Raw genomic sequence first — 19978 nt, 5'->3', positions numbered from 1 at the left:
GGGAGCGGATCGATCTGTGCGAACTCGACGTCGAAGGAGAGTCATGGATTCGAAGTGTTTGTCGGTGGTGGTCCCCACCTTCAACGAAGAGGAGGTGATCGGCGAATGTCTTGAACGCTTGAGCCGCCAGCTCGATCACATCCTCGAAATCGTGGTCGTCGACAACAACTCGACCGACAAGACAGCAGACATCGTCGCCACATTCACCGAGCGACATCCGGAGATCAGGATGATCTCCGAGACCCGGCAGGGACTCGTCTTCGCCCGTAACGCCGGTCTCGACGCCAGCGGCGGGCCGGTGGTGGCAAGGATCGATTCCGACACACTCGTGCCGCCGCACTGGGCTCGGACGATCGTCGAGTTCCTGCAGAGCGACACAGAACACCGCTGGGCGGCGCTGTGCGGCCGTGGCGAGGCGTATGGACTGCCCTACGGATCGGCCTTGAGCGATGTGAAGGAACGGTTCAGCCCATTGCGCGCGCGACGAGTGAAGACATCACGTGCGGGCACGTCCACGCCCATCGATGTCAAGAGCGTTCCGGTGCTGTATGGGTCCAACATGGTGCTGCGTCGTGAGACGTGGCTGCAGATTCGCGATCGGGTCAGCCTGCGTCGTGACCTGTTCGAGGACGTCGACACCGGACTCTGCGTAAAGGAATCTGGCGGACGAAATGCCTTTCTGCCGGACATCACGGTGGGTGTCTCACCCCGGCGGATGGAGACGAGCGTGCCGGGGTTTGTGACCTATATGATCTGCCTTCCGCGAACCCTGTTGGTCCACAGGCGGTTCGGATGGGCAGCACTGGCGGCCCTGGTGTACCTGCCGACGGTCACGACACTCCATGCCGTTCGACTGGTGGTGATCCGGGCCTACGACAAAGAAACCGGCGGGTTCGCGGCCAAGAACGTACTGCGGCCGACCCACGATCGGATCATGCCGTGACGAGACATCCGTTGCCCCGGATCACTGAGCAGCGATAGCGCGTACATCACGATCGCACGGCATGCTCGACGTGCGCTGCTGCTGCGGCGACTGCTGCGGCAGGCGTGACCAACTGCGCGGACAGGTCCCGCGCCGCGCGGGTGTGATCAGGCGTCAGTATCTCCGCGAGGGCGTTGCGGAATCCGTTCACATCGATGTTGGCGAGTGGAGAACTCAATCCGGCGCCGCTGCGACGAATCTGTCTGCCCCACAGGGGCTGGTCGGCGCCCAGCCAGTAGACGAGTGCCGGCAGTCCTGCCCGCAGGGAGGCGGCGGTGGAGCCCGCGCCACCGTGATGGACGGCCGCGACGCACCGGGGCAGGATCGCGTCGTGGTCGACGGCGGGAACGGCGTAGATCCGATCATCGGGCGCATCGAACGTCAAACGACCCCATCCGGTGGCGAGTAGAACCCGCAGCCCCAGGGACTCGGTCGCGGCCACGATCACCCTCGCCAAGCGGTCGGGATCGGCCACGGCCATGCTCCCGAATCCGACGTAGAGCGGTGGTGGTCCGTCGTCGAGCCACCTCTGCAGCTCATCGTCGGAGTGCCCGTCGCTCATCTGCTTTCGGGTCTGTGGCGTGAGGTTGAAGAACCCCACCAAAGGTCTGCGCGCACCCCACTCCGACGTCAGGTCGGAGAACAACGCGGGGTCGTACGCCTGGATCTCCGGCACTCCTTGCCTTTCGATCCGAGTGGCCGCGGGTGCGTCGGCCGCGGGGAGTCCCAACTCGGATCCGAGTGCGTTTTCTGCCGATCGGGTTGCCCGCCATAGGATCTGTTCGAGTATCGTCCAGCTCGCGCGTGCCACGGGCCGCGGAGGATCGATACCGAACTGAGTGAGCAGTGACACCTCACCGTTGCGACGAATGGGACACAGATGGATGGGGATGTAAGGGATACCACGTACCAGCGCGACATTGAGTGCTCGTTCCTGGCCTGCGCTGCCGCCGATGATGGCGTCCGCGTCGGCGGTGAGGTCGAGCAGTTCTTGCTGCATGGTCCGCCCGCCCCTGAGCGTGATCTCCGACACCGCACGCAGTTTGGTGACCGGGTTGTTGGACTTGAGGTCCCGCGAGACGACCTCGGAGCGGAGAAGTTCTCGAGTGTCGAGCCCGTAGCGGTGCACCCGCAGACCGGACGCCCTGGCGAAGTCGGTGAGGTTCGGTGGGACTGCGAGCACGACTTCGTGACCGCGCATGGCCAATTCGCTCCCGAGGGCGATCGCGGGCTGCACGTCTCCGCGACTTCCGTTGAACGCCAGTACAAATTTCATCGCCCCTCGTCTCGGCCAAGCAGGCTCGATCTTCCCGGTGGTGGATTCGCTGACCCTGCACGACCCTAACGCCTCACCTAAGATGATGTGAATGACGGCGGTCGGGGCCGAGACGGTGCGGGGAGGCGATGATGCGTTTTGTCCTCGCGTTCAACGGAACGCGTGGTGATATCCAACCCGCGGTCGTGCTGGGTGCGGAACTGCTGCGACGTGGACACGAGGTGGTCTTCGGAGCGCCGCCCAACCTGGTCGAGTTCGCAGCAGGGGCCGGACTCGATGCTCGCCCGTTCGGCTACGACACCCGGGCCCACATCAACTCGGCCGTCATCCGAGAGGGCGTGCGCACCGGTGGGCCTCTCAAGCGTCTCCGTGCGCTCGCAGAGATCCGTGATCACGGATGGAGTCAGATGGTCGACGAGATGTTCGGGCTCGCAGTGGGTGCCGACGCGGTGGTGACCGGATTCACCACGGCCCAAATTGTTTTCGCATTCGCGCAACGAGACGACATTCCGTTCTTCGTTCTGCATCATGCACCAGTGACGGAGAATCCTTTCGTCTCGCCGTTCCCCGGGGCGCCCCTGACGCTTCCCGCTCGCGTGAACGCAGTCAGTTGGGCTGCCGTGACGGCGGCGTTCTGGCAGCTGACCAAGGGACGAGAGAACCGGCTCCGGCGCCTGCTCGGGCTCGAGCCGGCGAAGCAGCCCCTGGCACGGCGAATGCAGGACTACGGAGCGGTCGAGGTCCAGGCATACGATCCTGTCTTCTGTCCCGAACTCACGCGGGTGTGGGGTCCGGGTCGCCCACTCGTCGGCTTCATCGATCTCCCGGCGGATCTGCGAGGCCGGATCGGCTCCGACCCTGTGGATCCCGACACCGAAACCTGGATCGACAAGGGGGATCCTCCCATCTATTTCGGGTTCGGCAGTATGCCCGTACCCGATCCGGACGCTCTGTTGGCCGCGATCGACGAGGCGTGCCGAACGCTTGGGCAGCGCGCCCTGGTGTGCGCAGGGTGGAACGACTTCGGCCGGACCTCGAGCGAACACGTGCGCGTGGTCGGGGCGGTCGACCACGGACGCGTGTTCGCGCGGTGCCGGGCGGTGGTTCATCACGGCGGTGCGGGTACCACGTCCGCAGCTGTCCGGGCGGGCAAACCGGCACTGGTGTGCTGGCTCGGTTCGGACCAGCCCTTCTGGGGGCTGCAACTCGAGCGGCTGGGCGTGGGGGCATCGATACCGCTCAGAACTCTCGACGTCGACGTTTTGACGAAGAATCTCGAGTTGGTACTCGGCAGGGCGTACACCGATCGCGCAGCGACGCTGGCGTCATGCCTCATCCCCGCCGAGCAGGCCGCCGCAGGCACGGTCGACCTGATCGAGAACGCCGCCCGGCAGGGGCGCTCGATTCGATTGTCGGCCTGATCATGACGCGACTGGCCCCCGAAGATTTCACCTACTGGTTCGTGCGCCGTGCCTTCAGGTGGTCGGTGGTGCTGCAGGTCTTGTGGAGGTTCGATCGTCCGCCCTCCCACGACGCGCTCATGGCCGTCAACGCACGCTTGGCGGCCAGCCCCTTGAATCGGCGCCTGATCACGTCGCCGTTTCCCTTTTCGCGCCCGCGATGGGTCCACTCCGAGATGGAACCGGATCTTCTGCTCGACGAGACGACGGTCGAGAGCGACGCGGTCGAGAGATGGGCGGCCCGGGAGATGTATTCCGCGCCTCTGGATCCCGAGAATGGAACGTCGTGGCGGCTGCGGGGCGCGCCCACCGTCGACGGCGGCTTCGTACTGTCCCTGACCACGCTTCATCTGGTCGCCGACGGTAAGGCGACGGTGTCGGCCGCCGCAGACGCGCTCGGAGGCAGGGGAGCAGACGCCCTGTCCGTGCGTCCTCAGGCGCATGCCGGCGCGGCGGATGCAGGTGACTCGATTCGCCAGATCGTCGCCGCGGCGCACGGCGTCGTGCGCGCGACGATCTCCACGATGCGCCGCGACTCGACACCACCACCCCCGATGCGCGCACCCCGTCCGCCGATGAACGTCAGGGCGCCCGCTGCCGCCGGCCCGTGGGCGATCGTCAGTGTGGACGTCGACGTGTGGCGCAAGGTCGCCGAGGAGCACGGAGGCACCTCGAACAGCCTTTTTGTGGCCGTCATCTCAGGGTTGTTGCGAACCAGCGGCTACGCACCACTCGGAGAGCCGATCAAGGTGGGGGTCCCCGTCAGCAGTCGAACGGCGGATGACGAGGGAGGCAACGCGACCGCAGGGGTGTCCGTCTACCTGATCGACGAGCCGGCCGCAGGCGGCGACCTGGGCCCGATCCGGCGAAAGTGCAAGGCCGCCTTCACCGCGCTCGCAGCAGGCCGCAGGCCTGCCATGATCCATCTGCTACCGCTGATGTGGTTGCTGCCGACATCTCTGATCGTCAAGGCGGTCAGCTCGGGCAGCGGGATGCCCGACGCGGTCGCATCCAATCTCGGCGCTTTCACCCCGGAACTCTCGGAGCTGGGCGGGGTACCCGCCTCCGGTGTCGCGTTCCGCGGAATTGCGCAGGGGGTCGACCCGTCGCAGCCCTACCGGTTCGGCGAGGGTGTCCAGTCCTGGCTACTCGAGGTGGGCGATCAGCTCACGTTCTCGGTGGCGGCATTCGACGAATCCCGGTTCGGCGACCGGCCGGAACTGCACCGCCTGCTCACTGCCGAACTCGCTGCCTGGGGACTGCCGCACCGCATCTGGTGATGCATTGATCGGAGGACGAACTCATGTCTGAGCAAGGAATACAAGCAGATCGGGTCACCGGTGCGGATGAATCCTATCTGTTGGCCGAGGACCTTTTCGGCCTCGGTGCACCCATCCAGTTCCTGTGGGTCTTCGACCGACACCCCGGTGAGGCGGCGCTGGTCCGACTGCGTGATGAGCTGGCAGCCGGGTCGCTGAACCGCCGGGTACGCCGGACCCGGGTACCACTGGCCCGCGATCGGTGGGTCCGTCACGACGAGGTTCCTGATCTGAGGTGTGCGCCGTCACCCATCGCCGACGACGAGATCGGGGCGTGGATGGACGAACGTGTTCGCGGTTCGGCGCTGCGACCGGCGGACGGTCACGGGTGGCAGCTGGACGGGGCACCGACCGGATCGGGCGGGTACGCGCTGTCACTGTTGGTCTCGCACATGGTCTCCGACGGACAGGGCGTCTATGCGGCACTCGCCGCCGCTCACGCAGGTGCGTCGACCAACACGCTGCCCACCCTGGATCAGACGCGCGGCTGGCCTGGGTTACGGGACGATCTCACCGATGCCCGGCAACAGGTGGCAGCGGCTGCCCGGTCGTGCACACTCCTTGCCACGGCGCTGTGGAAGCAGCGCGGCAAAGACACATCGGTGGACAGCGTCCCGAAGGAACCACAGTCCCCGAAGGCGGCAATGACCCCGGATCGTGGTGGCCCCGAGACAACGCTCGCCACCGCGGATGTCGACAAGGAGCAGTGGATTGCCCGGGCGGCCGAACACGGCGGCACGTCGAACAGTCTGTTCACCGCGCTACTCGGCGGCCTGGTGCAACGCTCGGGGTATCCCGTTCCGGCGCCGGCGATGCGTTTGTGTATCGCCGTCAGCAGGCGCGGCGACGGTGACGAACGTGCGAATGCATCTGGTGGCGTGTGGATTCGAGTGCCCGGGGAGATCACACCCGACCGTGGCCTCGGCGAGATCAGAGCGCTGAGCAAGGAAGCCTTCATCGACTATGCGAACAACGGGGCGGCCGCGGTGGCCGACAACCTGCAACCGGTTGTGCGTCTGCTACCGAAACGATTGATCGGGAAGATGATGCAGTCGATACCGGGCCCGGACACCACGGTGTCGAATCTGGGGGTCGTGCCTCGGACTGCGCTCGAACTCGGCGGAGAGACGGCGACGTCGTTCGGGATCAGAGCGATCATGCAGGGCCGCCCTCCGCAGCATCGCAGGACGCTGGGACCTGCGGTGGCGGCGTGGGCAGTCGAGTACGGGGACAAGGTGACGATCACGTTCTTCGGGATCCACCCCGACCACTTCGGAGACGCCGATCTGATGCGCAAACAGATCGGGGAGGAGTTGACTGCGTGGGGCCTCGATCACCGAATGTGGTGATCAGACGTGGCCGGCGGAACCTGACGAGCGATGGCCGTCACACCCAGAGGTCGGTGATGCTCACTCCGACATCGTCGAGCAAGCTACGTACCAGCGGAAGGCTGATGCCGATCACCGATGACGGATCGCCGTCGATCCCGTCGACGAACCAGCCGCCACGGCCATCGAGAGTGAATGCCCCGGCCACCGTCAACGGCTCCTCGGTGGCGACATAAGCGTCGATCTGCGCATCCGTCGGACTGCTGAAACGTATTGTGGTCGTGACGGTCCGGCTCGCGGTGGCGGCAACCTCGCCGGCGATCAGTCGCACCAGGCAATGGCCCGTCAGCAACTCGGCCTCCGTGCCGCGCATCGCGTGCCACTGGGCTCGGGCAGCAGCAGCGGTATGCGGCTTGCCGGTGAGTGCACCGCCGCGATGGAGCATCGAATCGCACCCGACGAGTACCGCGTCGTCTCGGAGGCCGGGATCGAGCGCGGCCACTACGCTCTCGGCCTTCGCCCTGGCGAGAGCGGCAACGATGTCCGCGGGTGATGTGCTCGAACCGATTTCGGCGATGAGGGCATCCTCGTCCACGTCGGAAACCTGAACCATCGGGTCGAGTCCGGCTGCCTGCAGGATCCGACGCCGCGCCGGTGAGGCCGATGCCAGTATGAAGCGGGTCATCGAGACCTCACCGCGCGTCCACGGGGAGTCAGTAGCCGAACGCGAGGTTCGGGAACACGCTCGGAGCCAGGCCGGTTGCGGCCCGCAGGCGATCGGATGGGGTGCCCCACAGGTTTCGCGGGCCGCTGTCGACCGGTCCGCCCGAGTCGCCGGCGGACGCGAAAACGCCTACGAGCGCGGCGACCTCGGCGTCAGACGGGTTGCCTCTCACGACAGTGAGAAATGGCTTCGCCGGTGCGGTATCCGTGGCCTCCGCCACCGTGTCGTCGCTCATAGGGGGATGTTCCCGTGCTTCTTCGGTGGCATGTTGACGAGCTTGCGCTCGAGCAGTTTGAGGGCAGTCGCGATCTGGCCGCGCGTGTGCGAGGGCGGGATGACCGCGTCGACATACCCACGCTCCGCGGCGACGTATGGATTGACGAGGGTGTCCTCGTACTCCTGCTGCAGCTGCAGCCGCAGGGCATCGACGTCTTCGCCATTCGCAGCAGCATCCTTGAGCTTGCCGCGGTAGACGAACCCGACCGCACCTGAGGCGCCCATGACCGCGATCTGGGCGGTCGGCCATGCCAGGTTGACGTCGGCGCCCATGTGCTTGGACCCCATGACGTCATAGGCGCCGCCGTAGGCCTTGCGTGTGATGACGGTGATCTTGCCGACGGTCGCCTCGCCATATGCGTAGAGCAGTTTCGCGCCCCGACGGATGATGCCGTTGAACTCTTGGTCGGTGCCGGGCAAGAAGCCGGGCACGTCGACGAGCGTGATGATCGGGATGTTGAAGGCATCGCAGGTACGAACGAATCGCGCGGCCTTTTCGGAGGCGTTGATGTCGAGGCAACCGGCGAACTGGGTCGGCTGGTTGGCCACCAGACCGACGCTGCGACCGTCGACGCGACCGAAACCGACGATGATGTTCGTCGCGCGCCCGGCCTGGACCTCGAGGAACTCATCGTCGTCGAGGATGCGGCGGATGACCTCGTGCATGTCGTACGGCTGGTTCGGCGAGTCCGGGATGAGGGTGTCGAGTTCGAGATCTTCCTCGGTGAGGGTGTCTTCGATCGATCCGGCGGCCGGTTCGGCGACAGGCAGTCGCGGCGGATCAGCCCGGTTGTTGCTCGGCAGGTAGCCCAGCAGTTCCTTGACGTAATCCAGGGCGTCTTCCTCGTCGCTGGCGACATAGTGCGCCACACCGGATTTCGCCATATGTGTCTGAGCGCCACCGAGGTCTTCCATCGTCACGTCCTCGCCGGTGACCGTCTTGATCACGTCGGGGCCGGTGACGAACATCTGGCTGGTCTTGTCGACCATGACGACAAAGTCGGTGAGTGCGGGGGAGTAGACGTGCCCACCGGCCGCTGCACCCATGATCAGGGAGATCTGCGGGATGACGCCAGAGGCGCGGACGTTGCGGTGGAAGATCTCGCCGTAGAGGCCCAGGGAGACGACGCCCTCCTGGATGCGGGCGCCTGCGCCCTCGTTGATCCCGACCAGGGGGCGGCCGGTCTTGATGGCCAGATCCATCACCTTGACGATCTTCTCGCCGTAGACCTCGCCGAGGCTGCCACCGAAGACCGTGACGTCTTGGCTGAACACGCAGACCTCGCGGCCGTCGATGGTGCCGTATCCGGTGACGACACCGTCTCCGAGTGGGCGTCGTTCGGCGAGCCCGAAGTTGGTGCTGCGATGACGCGCAAGGGCATCGAGTTCGACGAACGAGCCGTCGTCGAGCAGGTGGGTGATTCGCTCGCGTGCGGTGAGCTTGCCTTTTTCGTGGGTCTTCTCGACCGCTGCCTCACCGACCGGGTGCTTCGCCTCCGATAGGCGATTATGCAGGTCAGCGAGCTTTCCTGCGGTCGTGTGGATGTCCGGCGTCGGTTCCGCGTCCTGGGGGGCACTCGTCATGGCCTTGATGCTATCCACTGCCCTCGGTGGGGGTGCAGACCGGGCTAACCTGAGGGTTCTCTCATGTTTGATCCGGTACTCTTCGACACACATAAAATCGCTGTCACAGCTCTAGGCTGTGACCTCATGACAGACACGCGCGCACCGTTGGATCCCGACGTCCTCATCGCCAAGGTGGCAGGCACCAGGTGGCGGTCGATCCGGGTGGTGGAGGACACCGGTTCGACCAATGCCGACCTCGTTGCGCTGTCGGGTTCGGGTGACACCACGGGTTCGGTCCTCGTCGCCGAATACCAGAGCGCGGGCCGCGGCAGACACTCGCGGTCGTGGACGAGTCCGCCTCGCTCGCAGGTCGCCCTTTCGGTGGCCGCAGCGGCGGACACCTCGGATCAGCCGAGTGCCCTGGGTTGGCTTCCGCTGCTGACCGGTCTGGCGGTCGTCGAGGCGATCGAGGCGGTGACTGATCTGAAACCGCAACTCAAGTGGCCCAACGACGTCCTGCTGCCGGTCGACGGCGACAGCCGCAAGGTCGCCGGCATCCTGGCGGAATTGACGCATGGACCGGCGGGGCCGGTCGTCGTGATCGGGATCGGGATCAACGTCAGCTTGTCGGAGGATGAACTGCCCGTGCCGACCGCGACGTCTCTGAGCTTGGCCGGCGCCGAGGTCGACCGAGCCGATCTGGCGGCGGCCCTGCTCATCGCACTCTCGCACAGGCTCGATCAGTGGCCCGCCGATCTGGGGGCGGTCGCTGACGACTATCGCGCCGCGTCCGCAACTCTCGGGCACCGGGTCAGGGTGCAACTGCCGGTCGGGGACGAGCTCGTCGGTGTGGCCACCGCGATCGACAGCACCGGACGAGTGGTGGTCGACGTCGCGGGGGGTGAGCACGTCGCCGTCGCGGCCGGCGACGTCACCCACCTACGACTGGCGGACTGAAGGTCTGCGCTAGCGCCGTTCCATGCTCTTCGTGCCCATCGCGGGCACGAGGAAAAGGATCGGCAGCCCGATCACCGCGTGAATGATCGCGGTCGAGATACCCGTGGTCCAATCCCGCGAGAGCAGCAGTGGGATCAGCACAGCTGCAATGATCAGCAAGCCGACGATCCACGAGAAGAACTGGTTGGGTGAGGGTGTCGCCAACTGCAGGACGTACCAGAGAGCTCCTGCGAAGAGCGCACACAGGAAGGCGACGACGGCGAACCAGTACTCGTCGTTGGCCATCGGGTTCCAGACACCCAGCTTGCCGGTCTCGTTCACGCGCTCGATCACCAATCGGATCAACCAGGCGACCAGCCAGGCCGCGAGACCGGTGACGATCGCGGTGGCCAGGACGCCGCCGATGAACATGGTCGGATTGACCTGGGGCCGGTTCGACCTGGGGCGGCGCGGCGGCTGCGCCGGCGCGGCCGCGTAGTACTGGTCCGCGGGCGGTTGCTGCCCGTAGCCCTGGTCCTGACCGTAGCCCGGCTGCTGTGGGTACGACTGGCTGTACGCCTGTGGTTCCGGGTCATAGCCCCGGTCGTAACGCGCGGTACGCGGTTTGTTCGGGTCGTTCGGATACATCTCGCACCTCCCTATGCGGCTGAGTCTACTGACCAGCGGCGCCGTGGCGCGCGAATCCTCGCCGAAGCCCACCGGTACGTCTGCATCTGGTTTGATTGCGATGCAGTGGAACCGCGCGCACCGGTCGCGCGAGGCGTGGCGCGAGTCGGAGGGGTTTGTCGATGGGGTATCCCGAGAGCATCCTGGCCCAGGGCGAGCGGGTGGTGCTGCATCACCATCCGCACTGGAAGTGCCTGCTGCTCCCGACCTTCGTGTTCATCGTCGGTACGGCCCTCGCCGGTGTCGCCGGTGGGTACCTGTCCACCTCCGACATCAACTCCACCGCCAAACTCGTGGTGGGAATAGTCATCGCCGTGGTGTGGCTGGTGATCGTCATCTGGTTTTTCGTCCGTCCGTTCATCAGCTGGCGCACAACTCATTTCGTATTGACCGATCGCCGGGTGACCTACCGGAACGGGATCGTCACCCGTTCGGGTATCGACATCCCGGTACAGCGCATCAACTCGGTCGAGTTCCGGCACGGACTCGTCGACCGAGTGCTGCGTACCGGCACTTTGATCATCGAATCGGCATCCGAGGATCCATTGGAGTTCAACGACATCCCGCACGTCGAGCGGGTGCACTCCCTGCTTTACCACGAGGTGTTCGACACCCGGGACGGCGACGACTTCCGCCGTTGATCCGGCATAGGTCCGCCGTGGCGCCCGGTGCATGCCGGCCGAAACACCGGTGAAACCTCCTGGTCAGATGTCCGAAATGTGCGAGTTCGACGATCTCATCGTCAACGCTCCATCGCATCGTTAGGACGCCCATGTCGTTCCTCTCCGTGATCGCCCGAGGTCGCGCCGCCGAACACCCCGTCGACGAGGTCCCTCCGCTTACGCGGCTCCTTCCGCTCGGCCTCCAGCACGTGCTCGCCATGTACGCCGGCGCGGTCGCTGTCCCACTCATCGTCGGTGGCGCCATGGTGAGTGCCGGCGAGCTCGAATCGTCGGACATCGTGCACCTGATCATGGCCGATCTGTTCGTCGCGGGCATCGCGACGATCCTTCAGGCAGTGGGCTTCTGGCGCTTCGGCGTGAGACTGCCCCTGATGCAGGGCGTCACTTTCGCCGCGGTCGCCCCGATGATCACGATCGGCGTCGAACACGGCATCACAGCGATCTACGGTGCGGTGATCGCCTCGGGATTGTTCATGATCCTGATGGCGCCGGTGTTCGGAAAGCTCATCCGGTTCTTCCCTCCGCTGGTCACCGGAACGATCATCTTGATCATCGGGGTGTCACTGATGCGGGTCGCAGCAGGGTGGTTCGGCGGCGGCACCGCGAAGGGACCTGATTTCGGCGCCCCGAGTGCGATCGGCATGGGATTTTTGACCCTGTTGATCATCCTCATGATCGAGCGATTCGCTCCGGACGCGCTGCGCCGGGTGTCGGTCCTGCTCGGTCTGGTGGCCGGCACGTTGATCTCGATCCCGTTCGGAATGCCCACCTGGGACAACGTGAGTCACTACGACTGGGTGGGCTTCGTACAACCGTTCCAGTTCGGCGCGCCGACATTCCAGATCAGTTCGATTCTCGCGCTCCTGATCGTCGCCATCGTGATCATGACGGAGACCACCGGCGACACCGTGGCGGTCGGCGAGATCGTCGGCAAGAAGATCACCCCACAGAAACTGGCGGACGGCCTGCGCGCAGACGGCCTCGGGACCGTCCTGGGCGGCATCTTCAACACGTTCCCGTACACGGCATTCGCCCAGAACGTCGGTTTGGTCGCCATCACCGGCGTCAAGACCCGTCACGTCGCCACCTGTGCCGGCATCATCCTGGTGATCCTCGGACTGCTGCCCAAGATGGCCGCGATCGTCGAGGGCATCCCGATGCCGGTTCTCGGTGGCGCAGGTGTGGCGCTGTTCGGCATGGTCGCCGCCAGTGGCGTGCGAACCCTGTCGAAGGTGAAGTTCAACAACTCCAACATCCTGGTCGTCGCGATCTCCGTCGGCGTCGCGATGCTGACCGAAGCCAAGCTGTACTACACCGATCGCAACCTGGGCGCTGCGCCGGTCGACGTGGCTCTGGACCTCTACGACCAGTTCCCAGACTGGTTCCAGACGATCTTCCATTCAGGTATCTCGGCGGGAGCGCTCACGGCAATCGTCCTGAACCTGCTGTTCAATTCCGCGGCCATGCGCAGGGACGCGATCGACGAGGACGAGGTCGGGGGAGGCGGGTTCGACGCGCCGCGCGGTCCGTTCCTCGACCCGCGGGATGCGCTGGAGGCCGCCGACCCGTCGACGAGCAGCGAGAAACTCCGAGAACTCGCCGAGAAGCACGAAGATCTCCACACCATCATCGTCACGAATCCGAATGCCGACGCCGACCTGTGCGACTGGATCCGGGAACAGGACAACCCCAAGGTCAAGCAGGTGTACGAGAAGTGGGACGGACACACCCACGGGGAGTTCTCCAAGCGCGGGCGCACCTGAACGTCCCTGGATCCATCGAGGTGGCTCAGGCCGCGAGGGAAATCGCCCATTTCGGGCATCACCGATGCGGGGGCGCTGGTGGTGCGTGCCGGTCACGACCAGGTCTGGGTCGGCGGGGCTAAGTTGGCAAGGTGACCGAAGTTCTGCTGGCCGAAGACGACGAAGCCATCGCTACGCCCCTCGCCCGCGCCTTGAGCCGTGAGGGATACGGCTGCGAGGTCGTCACGACCGGCACCGAAGCCCTCGAGATGGCCCGCAGCGGACGATTCGAGCTCCTGGTTCTCGACCTCGGGCTGCCCGAGATGGACGGATTGGAGGTGTGCCGGCGCATCCGGGCCGTACGTCCGCAGCTCGCGGTACTGATGCTGACCGCACGGACCGACGAAGTCGACTTCGTCGTCGGTCTCGACGCCGGAGCCGACGACTACGTCGGCAAGCCGTTCCGGCTGGCCGAGTTGCTCGCCCGGGTGCGGGCGCTGTTGCGCCGCAAACAGAGTGCCGACGTGGTGATCGAGGCCGGTGACATCCATCTCGACGCTCGCGGGCGTCGAGTTCTGGTGGCCGGCGAGGACGCGACCCTGGCCAACCGTGAGTTCGATCTGCTGCGATATCTGATGGAACGCGGCGGCGAAGTGGTCAGCCGCGAGGAGATCCTCACCGAGGTGTGGGGAACACCGGATCTGCTCTCCTCCAAGACCCTGGACATGCACATCTCCTGGCTGCGCCGCAAGATCGGGGACGATCGTCCCGGCCGCAAGAAGCGGATCGTCACAGTGCGCGGCGTCGGCTTTCGTTTCGACCCCGACTAGACGTGCGCCGACGAATCCTGCGGTCGATGATGGCCATGGTCATGGGCATCGGCCTGCTGCTGGGTGTGCCGCTGATGTTCACGGCCTGGTGGTGGGTCGACGACACCGCACACCAAGATCTCGACGATCGACTCAAACGCGTGTCGGCGGAGCTCCTCAACCAGGAGGGGCCGGACGGTTCGGTCAGCGGCGATCTGGATCGCGACAAGTTCCGGCTGCTCGTCCCCGAAGGTGGACGGCTGGAGATCTATTTTCCGGTGGTGTCCGAAGACGGCACAGATCAGGCAAGACTCGACATCGGGGCGTCGTTCGACGAAGAACCCGTGACGGAATCGCTGACCCTCGGCGAGGCGGGCTCGGTGACGCTGTCGGTGCCCTACTCGCAGGTCCGCAGCAGGCAATGGGCGGCCGTCGGGGTGGTGTCACTGGTGGTGACGACCTCGGTCATCGCAGGCCTCGTCGTGGCCGCGGTGACCGCCGGCCGCCTGGCGGACCCGTTGGAGGACGTCGCCGCGCGAGCGGCGCGCATGGCCCAGGGGGACTTCGGGACCGAGGGCAGACACTACGACATCGAGGAACTCGACCGGGTGTCGTCGGCGCTCGATACCGCGAATCGTGAGATCACGGTCCGTCTCGAGCGTGAGGGCCGGATCGTCGGCGAGGTCTCTCATCAGCTCCGGAGCAGACTGACCGCCATCAGACTGCGACTCGACGAGTTGTCCATCCATCCCGATCAGGACGTGGTGGACGAGGCCGACGCCGCGCTCGCCCAGGTCGAGCGGCTCACCAGCGAGCTCGATGAACTGATCACCGCCGCGCGTGGTGAGCAGGTGGCGCGGCTCGACCCGGTGGCCGTGCCCGGGCAGGTGGACCAGGTCGTGGCCGACTACGGGCAGGCGTTCGCCGTGCAGAACCGCACGCTTTCCGCCGTCGCGTCGGGAGAGTGCGCCGCTCGCGTCACCCCGACGCGCCTACGCGAGGCCTTGAGCGTGCTTGTGGACAACGCATTGCGCCATGGTGAGGGTGACTGCCTGATCGAGACCCGCGAGCTGCCCGGGAGCGGCATGATCCGGATCTCGGTGTCGGACCAGGGCGCGGGTGTCAGCGACAAGAGCGCCCCGCACGTCTTTCAGCGGGGGTACTCCGAGGGCGGGTCCAGCGGTGTCGGTCTGCCGCTGGCGCGAGCTCTGATCGAGGCCGACGGAGGACGACTCGACCTGCTGCAGCGTCGCCCGCCGACCTTTGCCATCGTGGTGCCGCGACACGAAGTCGATCCGGATGCCGATCACGTTCTCCCCAGGGGGCCCGAACCCCGCTGATGGTCCGGCGTCAGCTGTGGCCGAGTTCCTCGTCCGCGAGATCTTCGGCAGTGGGGTGTGGATCCGTGGAACCGGCCGCGGTACCGCGAAGGTCGGACTCGGGGAACGCGAAGCGGCGCAGAGCCCAGAACCGGAAGGCCATCTGCAGTAGGTTGCCGATGATGTAACCGAGGACGAAGTCGATGACGACGAGCTTGGTGACGTCGACGGAACTGCGGATGTCGAAGATGTTGTTGGCCACGAACAGGGGCGCGGCCTGCAAGATCACACCGACGCCACTGATCGCGAAGAACAGCAGGGCCTCGTGGTGCGTCTCGCGTCCACCGCGATTCTTGAATGCCCATTCGCGGTTGAGGACGTAGCTGACGATGGTGGCGAGAACACCCGAGATGATCTTGGCGACCACGGGCTTGTTCTCGAGGATCGTCAGACTAAGCGAATAGAAGATCGCCATGTCGAAAAGCATCATCGAACCACCGATGATGGCGAACTTGATGAGCTCGTGGTGCTTCATCGCCAGGCCCCTGATGGGCGCCGGGGTACGGGCCATCAGCCCGTCGATGAATGACACAAGGATGCAGTCTACGAAAAAACATCGCCGGTGAACTAATCCGGCGCGTTCTCGGCCGGTCCCGTGTCATTCGAACACCTCAGATCGTGACAACATGGATAGCCGTGACGAGTGATTCGACCGCGGTACCCGCGCCGACCGTGCCGCCGGCACCCGATTCGCCCGACGGCAGCCGTGATGCCGCAACAACAGGTATGCCCGTGGTGACGATGATCGGTGGGGGTCAGCTCGCCCGGATGACCCATCAGGCGGCCATCGCCCTGGGCCAGCGGCTGCGGGTTCTCGCCGCATCGGCGGACGAACCTGCAGCTCAGGTCACTCCTGATGTGGTGTTCGGTTCGCACACCAACCTCGACGACCTTCGTGCGGCCGCCCGGGGCGCCCACGCGCTGACGTTCGACCACGAGCACGTTCCGGTCGCACACCTCGAGTCACTGGTCACAGAGGGGGTGAAGGTGCTCCCGCCGCCGACCGCCCTGATCTACGCACAGGACAAGCTCCGGATGCGCCGCAAGCTCGCCGAGCTGGGCGCTCCGATCCCGGACTACGTCGAGTTGGGGTCCAGCTCACCGCGCGAGGCGCTCGTCGAGTTCGGTGAGCGACATCACTGGGAAATCGTCCTGAAAACGGTCACCGGTGGCTACGACGGTCGCGGTGTGTGGCTGATCGACAACCGGGAGCAGGCTCTGGCGGTGGTCGACGAGGCGCCGGCGGGCACCGCTCTGATGGCCGAGCAGAAGGTCGCGTTGCGGCGAGAACTGTCGGCGATGGTCGGCCGCTCGCCGTTCGGGCAGGGCGCTGTGTGGCCCGTGGTCGAGACGGTTCAGCGCAAGGGGCAATGTGCGGTGGTGATCGCGCCCGCGCCGGGTCTGGACGCTGAACTCGCCGAAGCTGCCCAGCGGCTCGCGTTGTTCCTCGCCGGTGAACTCGGCGTGGTGGGAGTCATGGCGGTCGAACTGTTCGAGACGACAGACGGCGCTCTGCTCGTCAACGAGCTCGCGATGCGGCCGCACAACAGCGGGCACTGGAGCATGGACGGCGCGGTCACGAGTCAGTTCGAACAGCATCTGCGGGCCGTACTGGACTATCCGCTCGGCGACACCTCGGTACTGGCACCGGCCACCGTGATGGCCAACATCCTCGGGGCCGAGCAGGCGCCGTCGATGTCCATGGACGAACGCCTGCACCACCTGTTCGCGAGAATCCCGCGGGCAAAGGTCCACCTGTACGGGAAGGGCGAACGGCCCGACCGCAAGATCGGCCACGTCAACATCGTGGGTGCGCCGGGTGGCGATGTCGACGACCCGGACTACGTCGCGCAGCTGCGGGAACTCGCGGAACGGGCCGCACATTGGATGTCGCACGGGGTCTGGACCGACGGATGGGATGTGCACGGTGGGTGAGAACACGAACGGTCCGCTCGTCGGACTGATCATGGGCAGCGATTCCGACTGGCCGACGATGGAGGCCGCCGCGGTGGCGTTGGCCGAGTTCGGGGTTCGTTTCGAGGTGGGGGTCGTCTCGGCGCACCGTACTCCGCAACGCATGCTCGATTACGCCGCAGACGCCGCCGGACGCGGCCTCTCGGTGATCATCGCCGGCGCTGGTGGCGCCGCCCATCTGCCCGGGATGGTGGCGTCGGCAACGCCGCTGCCGGTCATCGGGGTGCCGGTGCCGCTGAAGTATCTCGACGGAATGGACTCGCTGCTGTCGATCGTGCAGATGCCCGCCGGGGTTCCCGTGGCAACGGTGTCGATCGGCGGGGCCCGCAACGCCGGACTGCTCGCCGTTCGCATCCTGGCCGCCTCGGACCCTGCGCTGCGCACCCGGATGGAACAGTTCCAGGCCGATCTGTCCGATATGGTTCTCGCCAAAGATCAAGCGCTGCAGGACAAACTGCTCGGAGGCTGATCGCCGGATCTGCGCGAGGTCAGGCCGGTTCGGTCAGCAGCCTCCGCCGAAACAGATCGAGCACGTCGTCGAGCGCCTGCCTGGTGGGTGTTCCGGGTTCGTCGATGAGGTGCTCGGTCAGGGCGGAGTGGGGTGGCAACGGAGACGGCGCGGCATCGCTGTCGTCGAGTTCGATGGCCACGAAGGCCTCACCGAGCTGTTCGCGCAGGAACTCGAAGCGTTTCGGCGGGGATAGTTTGTCTCCCTTGAACCGAACGCCGAGCACCTGCAAGCCTTTGGCGCACCGGCCCTTCACCGTCTCCAGCTCCTCCGCGGAGATGTCGATGTTGCCCGCGAGCGCGTTCAGCGGCCGGAACGGCAGCGACGGTTGGGCGACGACCGGCGCGAGGAGGCGCTCGTCGGTCGCCATGGCCAGTGCGAAACCTCCGGTGAAGCACATTCCGATCGCCCCGACCCCCGGGCCGCCGCACCGTTCGTGTTCGGAAGCGGCGAGAGCTCGCAACCAGTTGACAACCGGCGACGACTTCCCGGTCGCGAGCACCGTGAAATCGCTGCTGATACACCGCGGCACCAGTGCCGACGCCATCTTGCGGGCATCGCCCGGCCCGGCGTGCAACGGATCCAGGCCGTCGACACCGAAGAGGCTCGGCAACACCGCGGTGCAGCCGATCTCGGCGACCTTGCGCGCGAAGCGGAGAACTTTGGGGGTGATCCCGGGTATCTCGGCGATGATGATCACCGCCGGACCGGTGCCGAGCCGGTATATCGTGCGCGTCTGGCCGTAATGGGTGAAATCTGACTTCTCGAAGGCGGCGAGTGCTTCGGCCGGCGACGTCTTCGGACTCATGGGCGATCACCTTTCGGGCAGAATAGGATGTCTGCGGCCAAGGCTAGCTTCCACATTTCGTGGCGGTGGGGAGTACGCGATCTTCAGTTACCCGCCAGTAACTGAGTGTGGACGCGGTATTACGCTTGAGGGCGTAGAGCCCGACTTTGCACTCGGGCGAGGAGTCCGATTTTTCACTGGCGCATATGAGGAGTGTTCTGATGGCCGGCAACCCCGATTTCGATTTGTTCAAGCTCGGTGAGGAGCACGATGAGTTGCGTGCGGCGATTCGGGCGCTGTCGGAGAAGGAGATCGAGCCGTACGCGGCTGATGTGGATGAGAATTCGCGGTTTCCCGATGAGGCCTTGGCGGCGTTGACCGCTTCGGGGTTCAACGCGATCCATGTGCCCGAGGAGTTCGATGGGCAGGGTGGCGATTCGGTGGCGGCGTGCATTGTGATCGAGGAGGTCGCGCGGGTGGATGCGTCGGCGTCGCTGATCCCGGCGGTCAACAAGCTCGGCACGATGGGTTTGATCCTGAAGGGTTCGGAGGAGCTGAAGCAGCAGGTGCTGCCCTCGATCGCTTCGGGTGAGGCGATGGCGTCGTATGCGTTGTCCGAGCGTGAGGCCGGTTCGGATGCGGCGTCGATGAAGACCCGGGCGAAGCAGGACGGTGACACCTGGGTGCTCAACGGCAGCAAGTGCTGGATCACCAATGGTGGCAAGTCGACGTGGTACACGGTGATGGCGGTGACCGATCCGGACAAGGGTGCGAACGGGATCTCGTCGTTCATGGTGCACAAGGACGATCCGGGGTTCACGGTCGGGCCGTTGGAGAAGAAGCTGGGGATCAAGGGTTCGCCGACTGCGGAGTTGTATTTCGAGAATTGCACGATTCCGGGTGATCGGATCATCGGCGCGCCGGGTACCGGGTTCAAGACGGCTCTGGAGACGTTGGATCACACGCGTCCGACTATTGGTGCGCAGGCGATCGGTATTGCCCAGGGGGCGCTGGATCAGACGATTGCGTACGTGAAGGATCGTAAGCAGTTCGGGAAGTCGATCAGCTCGTTTCAGGGTGTGGAGTTCATGATCGCGGATATGGCGATGAAGATCGAGGCTGCTCGTCTGATGGTGTACACCTCGGCGGCGCGGGCTGAGCGAGGGGAGAAGAATCTGGGGTTCATCTCGGCGGCGGCGAAGTGTTTTGCCTCGGATGTGGCGATGGAGGTGACCACCGATGCGGTGCAGTTGTTCGGTGGTGCCGGTTACACCCGTGATTTCCCGGTGGAGCGGATGATGCGTGATGCCAAGATCACCCAGATCTACGAGGGCACCAACCAGATCCAGCGCGTCGTGATGTCACGAGCACTCCTGCGCTAGCCCGATCGTGGTGGGTTCTGGCGAGCATTCGTCCAGGTCGGCGTCGCCACAACCCACCAATTCCGGGGATACAGATCCACCCCAGGTCTGATGTGCGACCGCGTCCGGTGCCACTAGATTGGGCGCAATGAACACCCAGCGGATCATCGAGCGCTGGAAT

20 protein-coding genes are annotated in these 19978 nt (G+C 65.4%); 12 read left to right on the top strand and 8 right to left on the bottom strand.

All coding sequences use genetic code 11. From position 1 onward, the window contains the following. Nucleotides 1-43 precede the first annotated feature (43 nt). Nucleotides 44-943, top strand: coding sequence for a glycosyltransferase family 2 protein (locus J3S28_RS19965; protein WP_207842502.1), 900 nt, complete (start codon nucleotides 44-46; stop codon nucleotides 941-943). A gap of 46 nt (nucleotides 944-989) precedes the next feature. Here J3S28_RS19965 and J3S28_RS19960 read toward each other — a convergent pair whose 3' ends face one another. Continuing rightward, nucleotides 990-2258, bottom strand: coding sequence for a glycosyltransferase (locus tag J3S28_RS19960; protein ID WP_207842501.1), 1269 nt, complete (start codon nucleotides 2256-2258; stop codon nucleotides 990-992). A gap of 131 nt (nucleotides 2259-2389) precedes the next feature. On the opposite strand from J3S28_RS19960, the gene J3S28_RS19955 reads away from it, so the two are divergent. The 3 genes from J3S28_RS19955 to J3S28_RS19945 are packed head-to-tail and all read left to right on the top strand — an operon-like array spanning nucleotide 2390 to nucleotide 6386. After that, complete coding sequence (locus tag J3S28_RS19955) at nucleotides 2390-3679, top strand: glycosyltransferase (RefSeq protein WP_207842500.1); 1290 nt, start codon at nucleotides 2390-2392, stop codon at nucleotides 3677-3679. Beyond that, entirely contained in the window at nucleotides 3586-4998 is a 1413-nt protein-coding gene (locus J3S28_RS19950; protein ID WP_207842499.1) for a hypothetical protein, read from the top strand. Before J3S28_RS19955 ends, J3S28_RS19950 begins: the two co-directional genes overlap by 94 nt. 23 nt (nucleotides 4999-5021) lie before the next feature. Further along, nucleotides 5022-6386: a hypothetical protein gene (locus tag J3S28_RS19945; protein WP_207842498.1), complete on the top strand. Its 1365-nt coding sequence runs from the start codon at nucleotides 5022-5024 to the stop codon at nucleotides 6384-6386. Between the two features lie 37 nt (nucleotides 6387-6423). On the opposite strand, the gene J3S28_RS19940 is transcribed toward J3S28_RS19945, so the two are convergent. The 3 genes from J3S28_RS19940 to J3S28_RS19930 are packed head-to-tail and all read right to left on the bottom strand — an operon-like array spanning nucleotide 6424 to nucleotide 8949. Further along, a complete protein-coding gene (locus tag J3S28_RS19940) occupies nucleotides 6424-7050 on the bottom strand; it encodes a Maf family protein (protein WP_207842497.1) in 627 nt (208 codons plus the stop codon). Nucleotides 7051-7078: 28 nt separating this feature from the next. Beyond that, nucleotides 7079-7324 carry an acyl-CoA carboxylase subunit epsilon gene (locus tag J3S28_RS19935; RefSeq protein ID WP_207842496.1) on the bottom strand — a complete coding sequence of 82 codons (246 nt, stop codon included), beginning with the start codon at nucleotides 7322-7324 and terminating at the stop codon, nucleotides 7079-7081. Beyond that, on the bottom strand, nucleotides 7321-8949 hold the full coding sequence (locus tag J3S28_RS19930) for an acyl-CoA carboxylase subunit beta (protein WP_207842495.1): 1629 nt from the start codon (nucleotides 8947-8949) through the stop codon (nucleotides 7321-7323). Before J3S28_RS19930 ends, J3S28_RS19935 begins: the two co-directional genes overlap by 4 nt. Nucleotides 8950-9075: 126 nt before the next feature. Between J3S28_RS19930 and J3S28_RS19925 the strand changes: the two genes are divergently transcribed. After that, nucleotides 9076-9888, top strand: a complete 813-nt coding sequence (locus J3S28_RS19925) for a biotin--[acetyl-CoA-carboxylase] ligase (RefSeq protein WP_207842494.1) — start codon at nucleotides 9076-9078, stop codon at nucleotides 9886-9888. Nucleotides 9889-9897: 9 nt separating this feature from the next. Here the strand turns inward: J3S28_RS19925 and J3S28_RS19920 are convergent, their stop codons facing one another. Continuing rightward, nucleotides 9898-10515, bottom strand: coding sequence for a hypothetical protein (locus J3S28_RS19920; RefSeq protein WP_207842493.1), 618 nt, complete (start codon nucleotides 10513-10515; stop codon nucleotides 9898-9900). 161 nt (nucleotides 10516-10676) lie between these two features. Between J3S28_RS19920 and J3S28_RS19915 the strand changes: the two genes are divergently transcribed. From J3S28_RS19915 to J3S28_RS19900, 4 genes are all read left to right on the top strand, one after another. Further along, a complete protein-coding gene (locus J3S28_RS19915) occupies nucleotides 10677-11195 on the top strand; it encodes a PH domain-containing protein (protein ID WP_207842492.1) in 519 nt (172 codons plus the stop codon). Between the two features lie 131 nt (nucleotides 11196-11326). Continuing rightward, nucleotides 11327-13000 carry a nucleobase:cation symporter-2 family protein gene (locus J3S28_RS19910; RefSeq protein ID WP_207842491.1) on the top strand — a complete coding sequence of 558 codons (1674 nt, stop codon included), beginning with the start codon at nucleotides 11327-11329 and terminating at the stop codon, nucleotides 12998-13000. Nucleotides 13001-13131: 131 nt separating this feature from the next. Next, the gene (locus tag J3S28_RS19905) at nucleotides 13132-13809 is read left to right on the top strand and encodes a response regulator transcription factor (RefSeq protein WP_207842490.1); all 678 of its coding nucleotides are present in this window, start codon (nucleotides 13132-13134) and stop codon (nucleotides 13807-13809) included. Nucleotides 13810-13835: 26 nt separating this feature from the next. Then, complete coding sequence (locus J3S28_RS19900; protein ID WP_237341847.1) at nucleotides 13836-15128, top strand: sensor histidine kinase; 1293 nt, start codon at nucleotides 13836-13838, stop codon at nucleotides 15126-15128. Nucleotides 15129-15138: 10 nt separating this feature from the next. Here J3S28_RS19900 and J3S28_RS19895 read toward each other — a convergent pair whose 3' ends face one another. Beyond that, entirely contained in the window at nucleotides 15139-15699 is a 561-nt protein-coding gene (locus tag J3S28_RS19895) for a GtrA family protein (protein WP_207842488.1), read from the bottom strand. A 98-nt stretch (nucleotides 15700-15797) separates the two neighbouring features. Between J3S28_RS19895 and J3S28_RS19890 the strand changes: the two genes are divergently transcribed. Further along, a complete protein-coding gene (locus tag J3S28_RS19890) occupies nucleotides 15798-17102 on the top strand; it encodes a 5-(carboxyamino)imidazole ribonucleotide synthase (protein WP_372436046.1) in 1305 nt (434 codons plus the stop codon). 31 nt (nucleotides 17103-17133) lie between these two features. Further along, on the top strand, nucleotides 17134-17610 hold the full coding sequence (gene purE / locus J3S28_RS19885; protein ID WP_237341862.1) for a 5-(carboxyamino)imidazole ribonucleotide mutase: 477 nt from the start codon (nucleotides 17134-17136) through the stop codon (nucleotides 17608-17610). Nucleotides 17611-17629: 19 nt separating this feature from the next. On the opposite strand, the gene J3S28_RS19880 is transcribed toward purE, so the two are convergent. Next, the gene (locus J3S28_RS19880) at nucleotides 17630-18457 is read right to left on the bottom strand and encodes a dienelactone hydrolase family protein (RefSeq protein ID WP_207842485.1); all 828 of its coding nucleotides are present in this window, start codon (nucleotides 18455-18457) and stop codon (nucleotides 17630-17632) included. A 200-nt stretch (nucleotides 18458-18657) separates the two neighbouring features. On the opposite strand from J3S28_RS19880, the gene J3S28_RS19875 reads away from it, so the two are divergent. Then, nucleotides 18658-19818: an acyl-CoA dehydrogenase gene (locus J3S28_RS19875; protein WP_207842484.1), complete on the top strand. Its 1161-nt coding sequence runs from the start codon at nucleotides 18658-18660 to the stop codon at nucleotides 19816-19818. On the opposite strand, the gene J3S28_RS19870 is transcribed toward J3S28_RS19875, so the two are convergent. Then, nucleotides 19798-19978, bottom strand: a 181-nt coding sequence (locus tag J3S28_RS19870) for a hypothetical protein (protein WP_207842483.1), incomplete at its 5' end; no start/stop codon positions are given. The genes J3S28_RS19875 and J3S28_RS19870 overlap by 21 nt on opposite strands.

The sequence above is a fragment of the Williamsia soli genome (assembly GCF_017377795.1).
In the GTDB taxonomy this organism is placed as follows: Bacteria; Actinomycetota; Actinomycetes; order Mycobacteriales; family Mycobacteriaceae; genus Williamsia; species Williamsia soli.
This window is presented reverse-complemented; position numbering and strand designations above follow the sequence as displayed.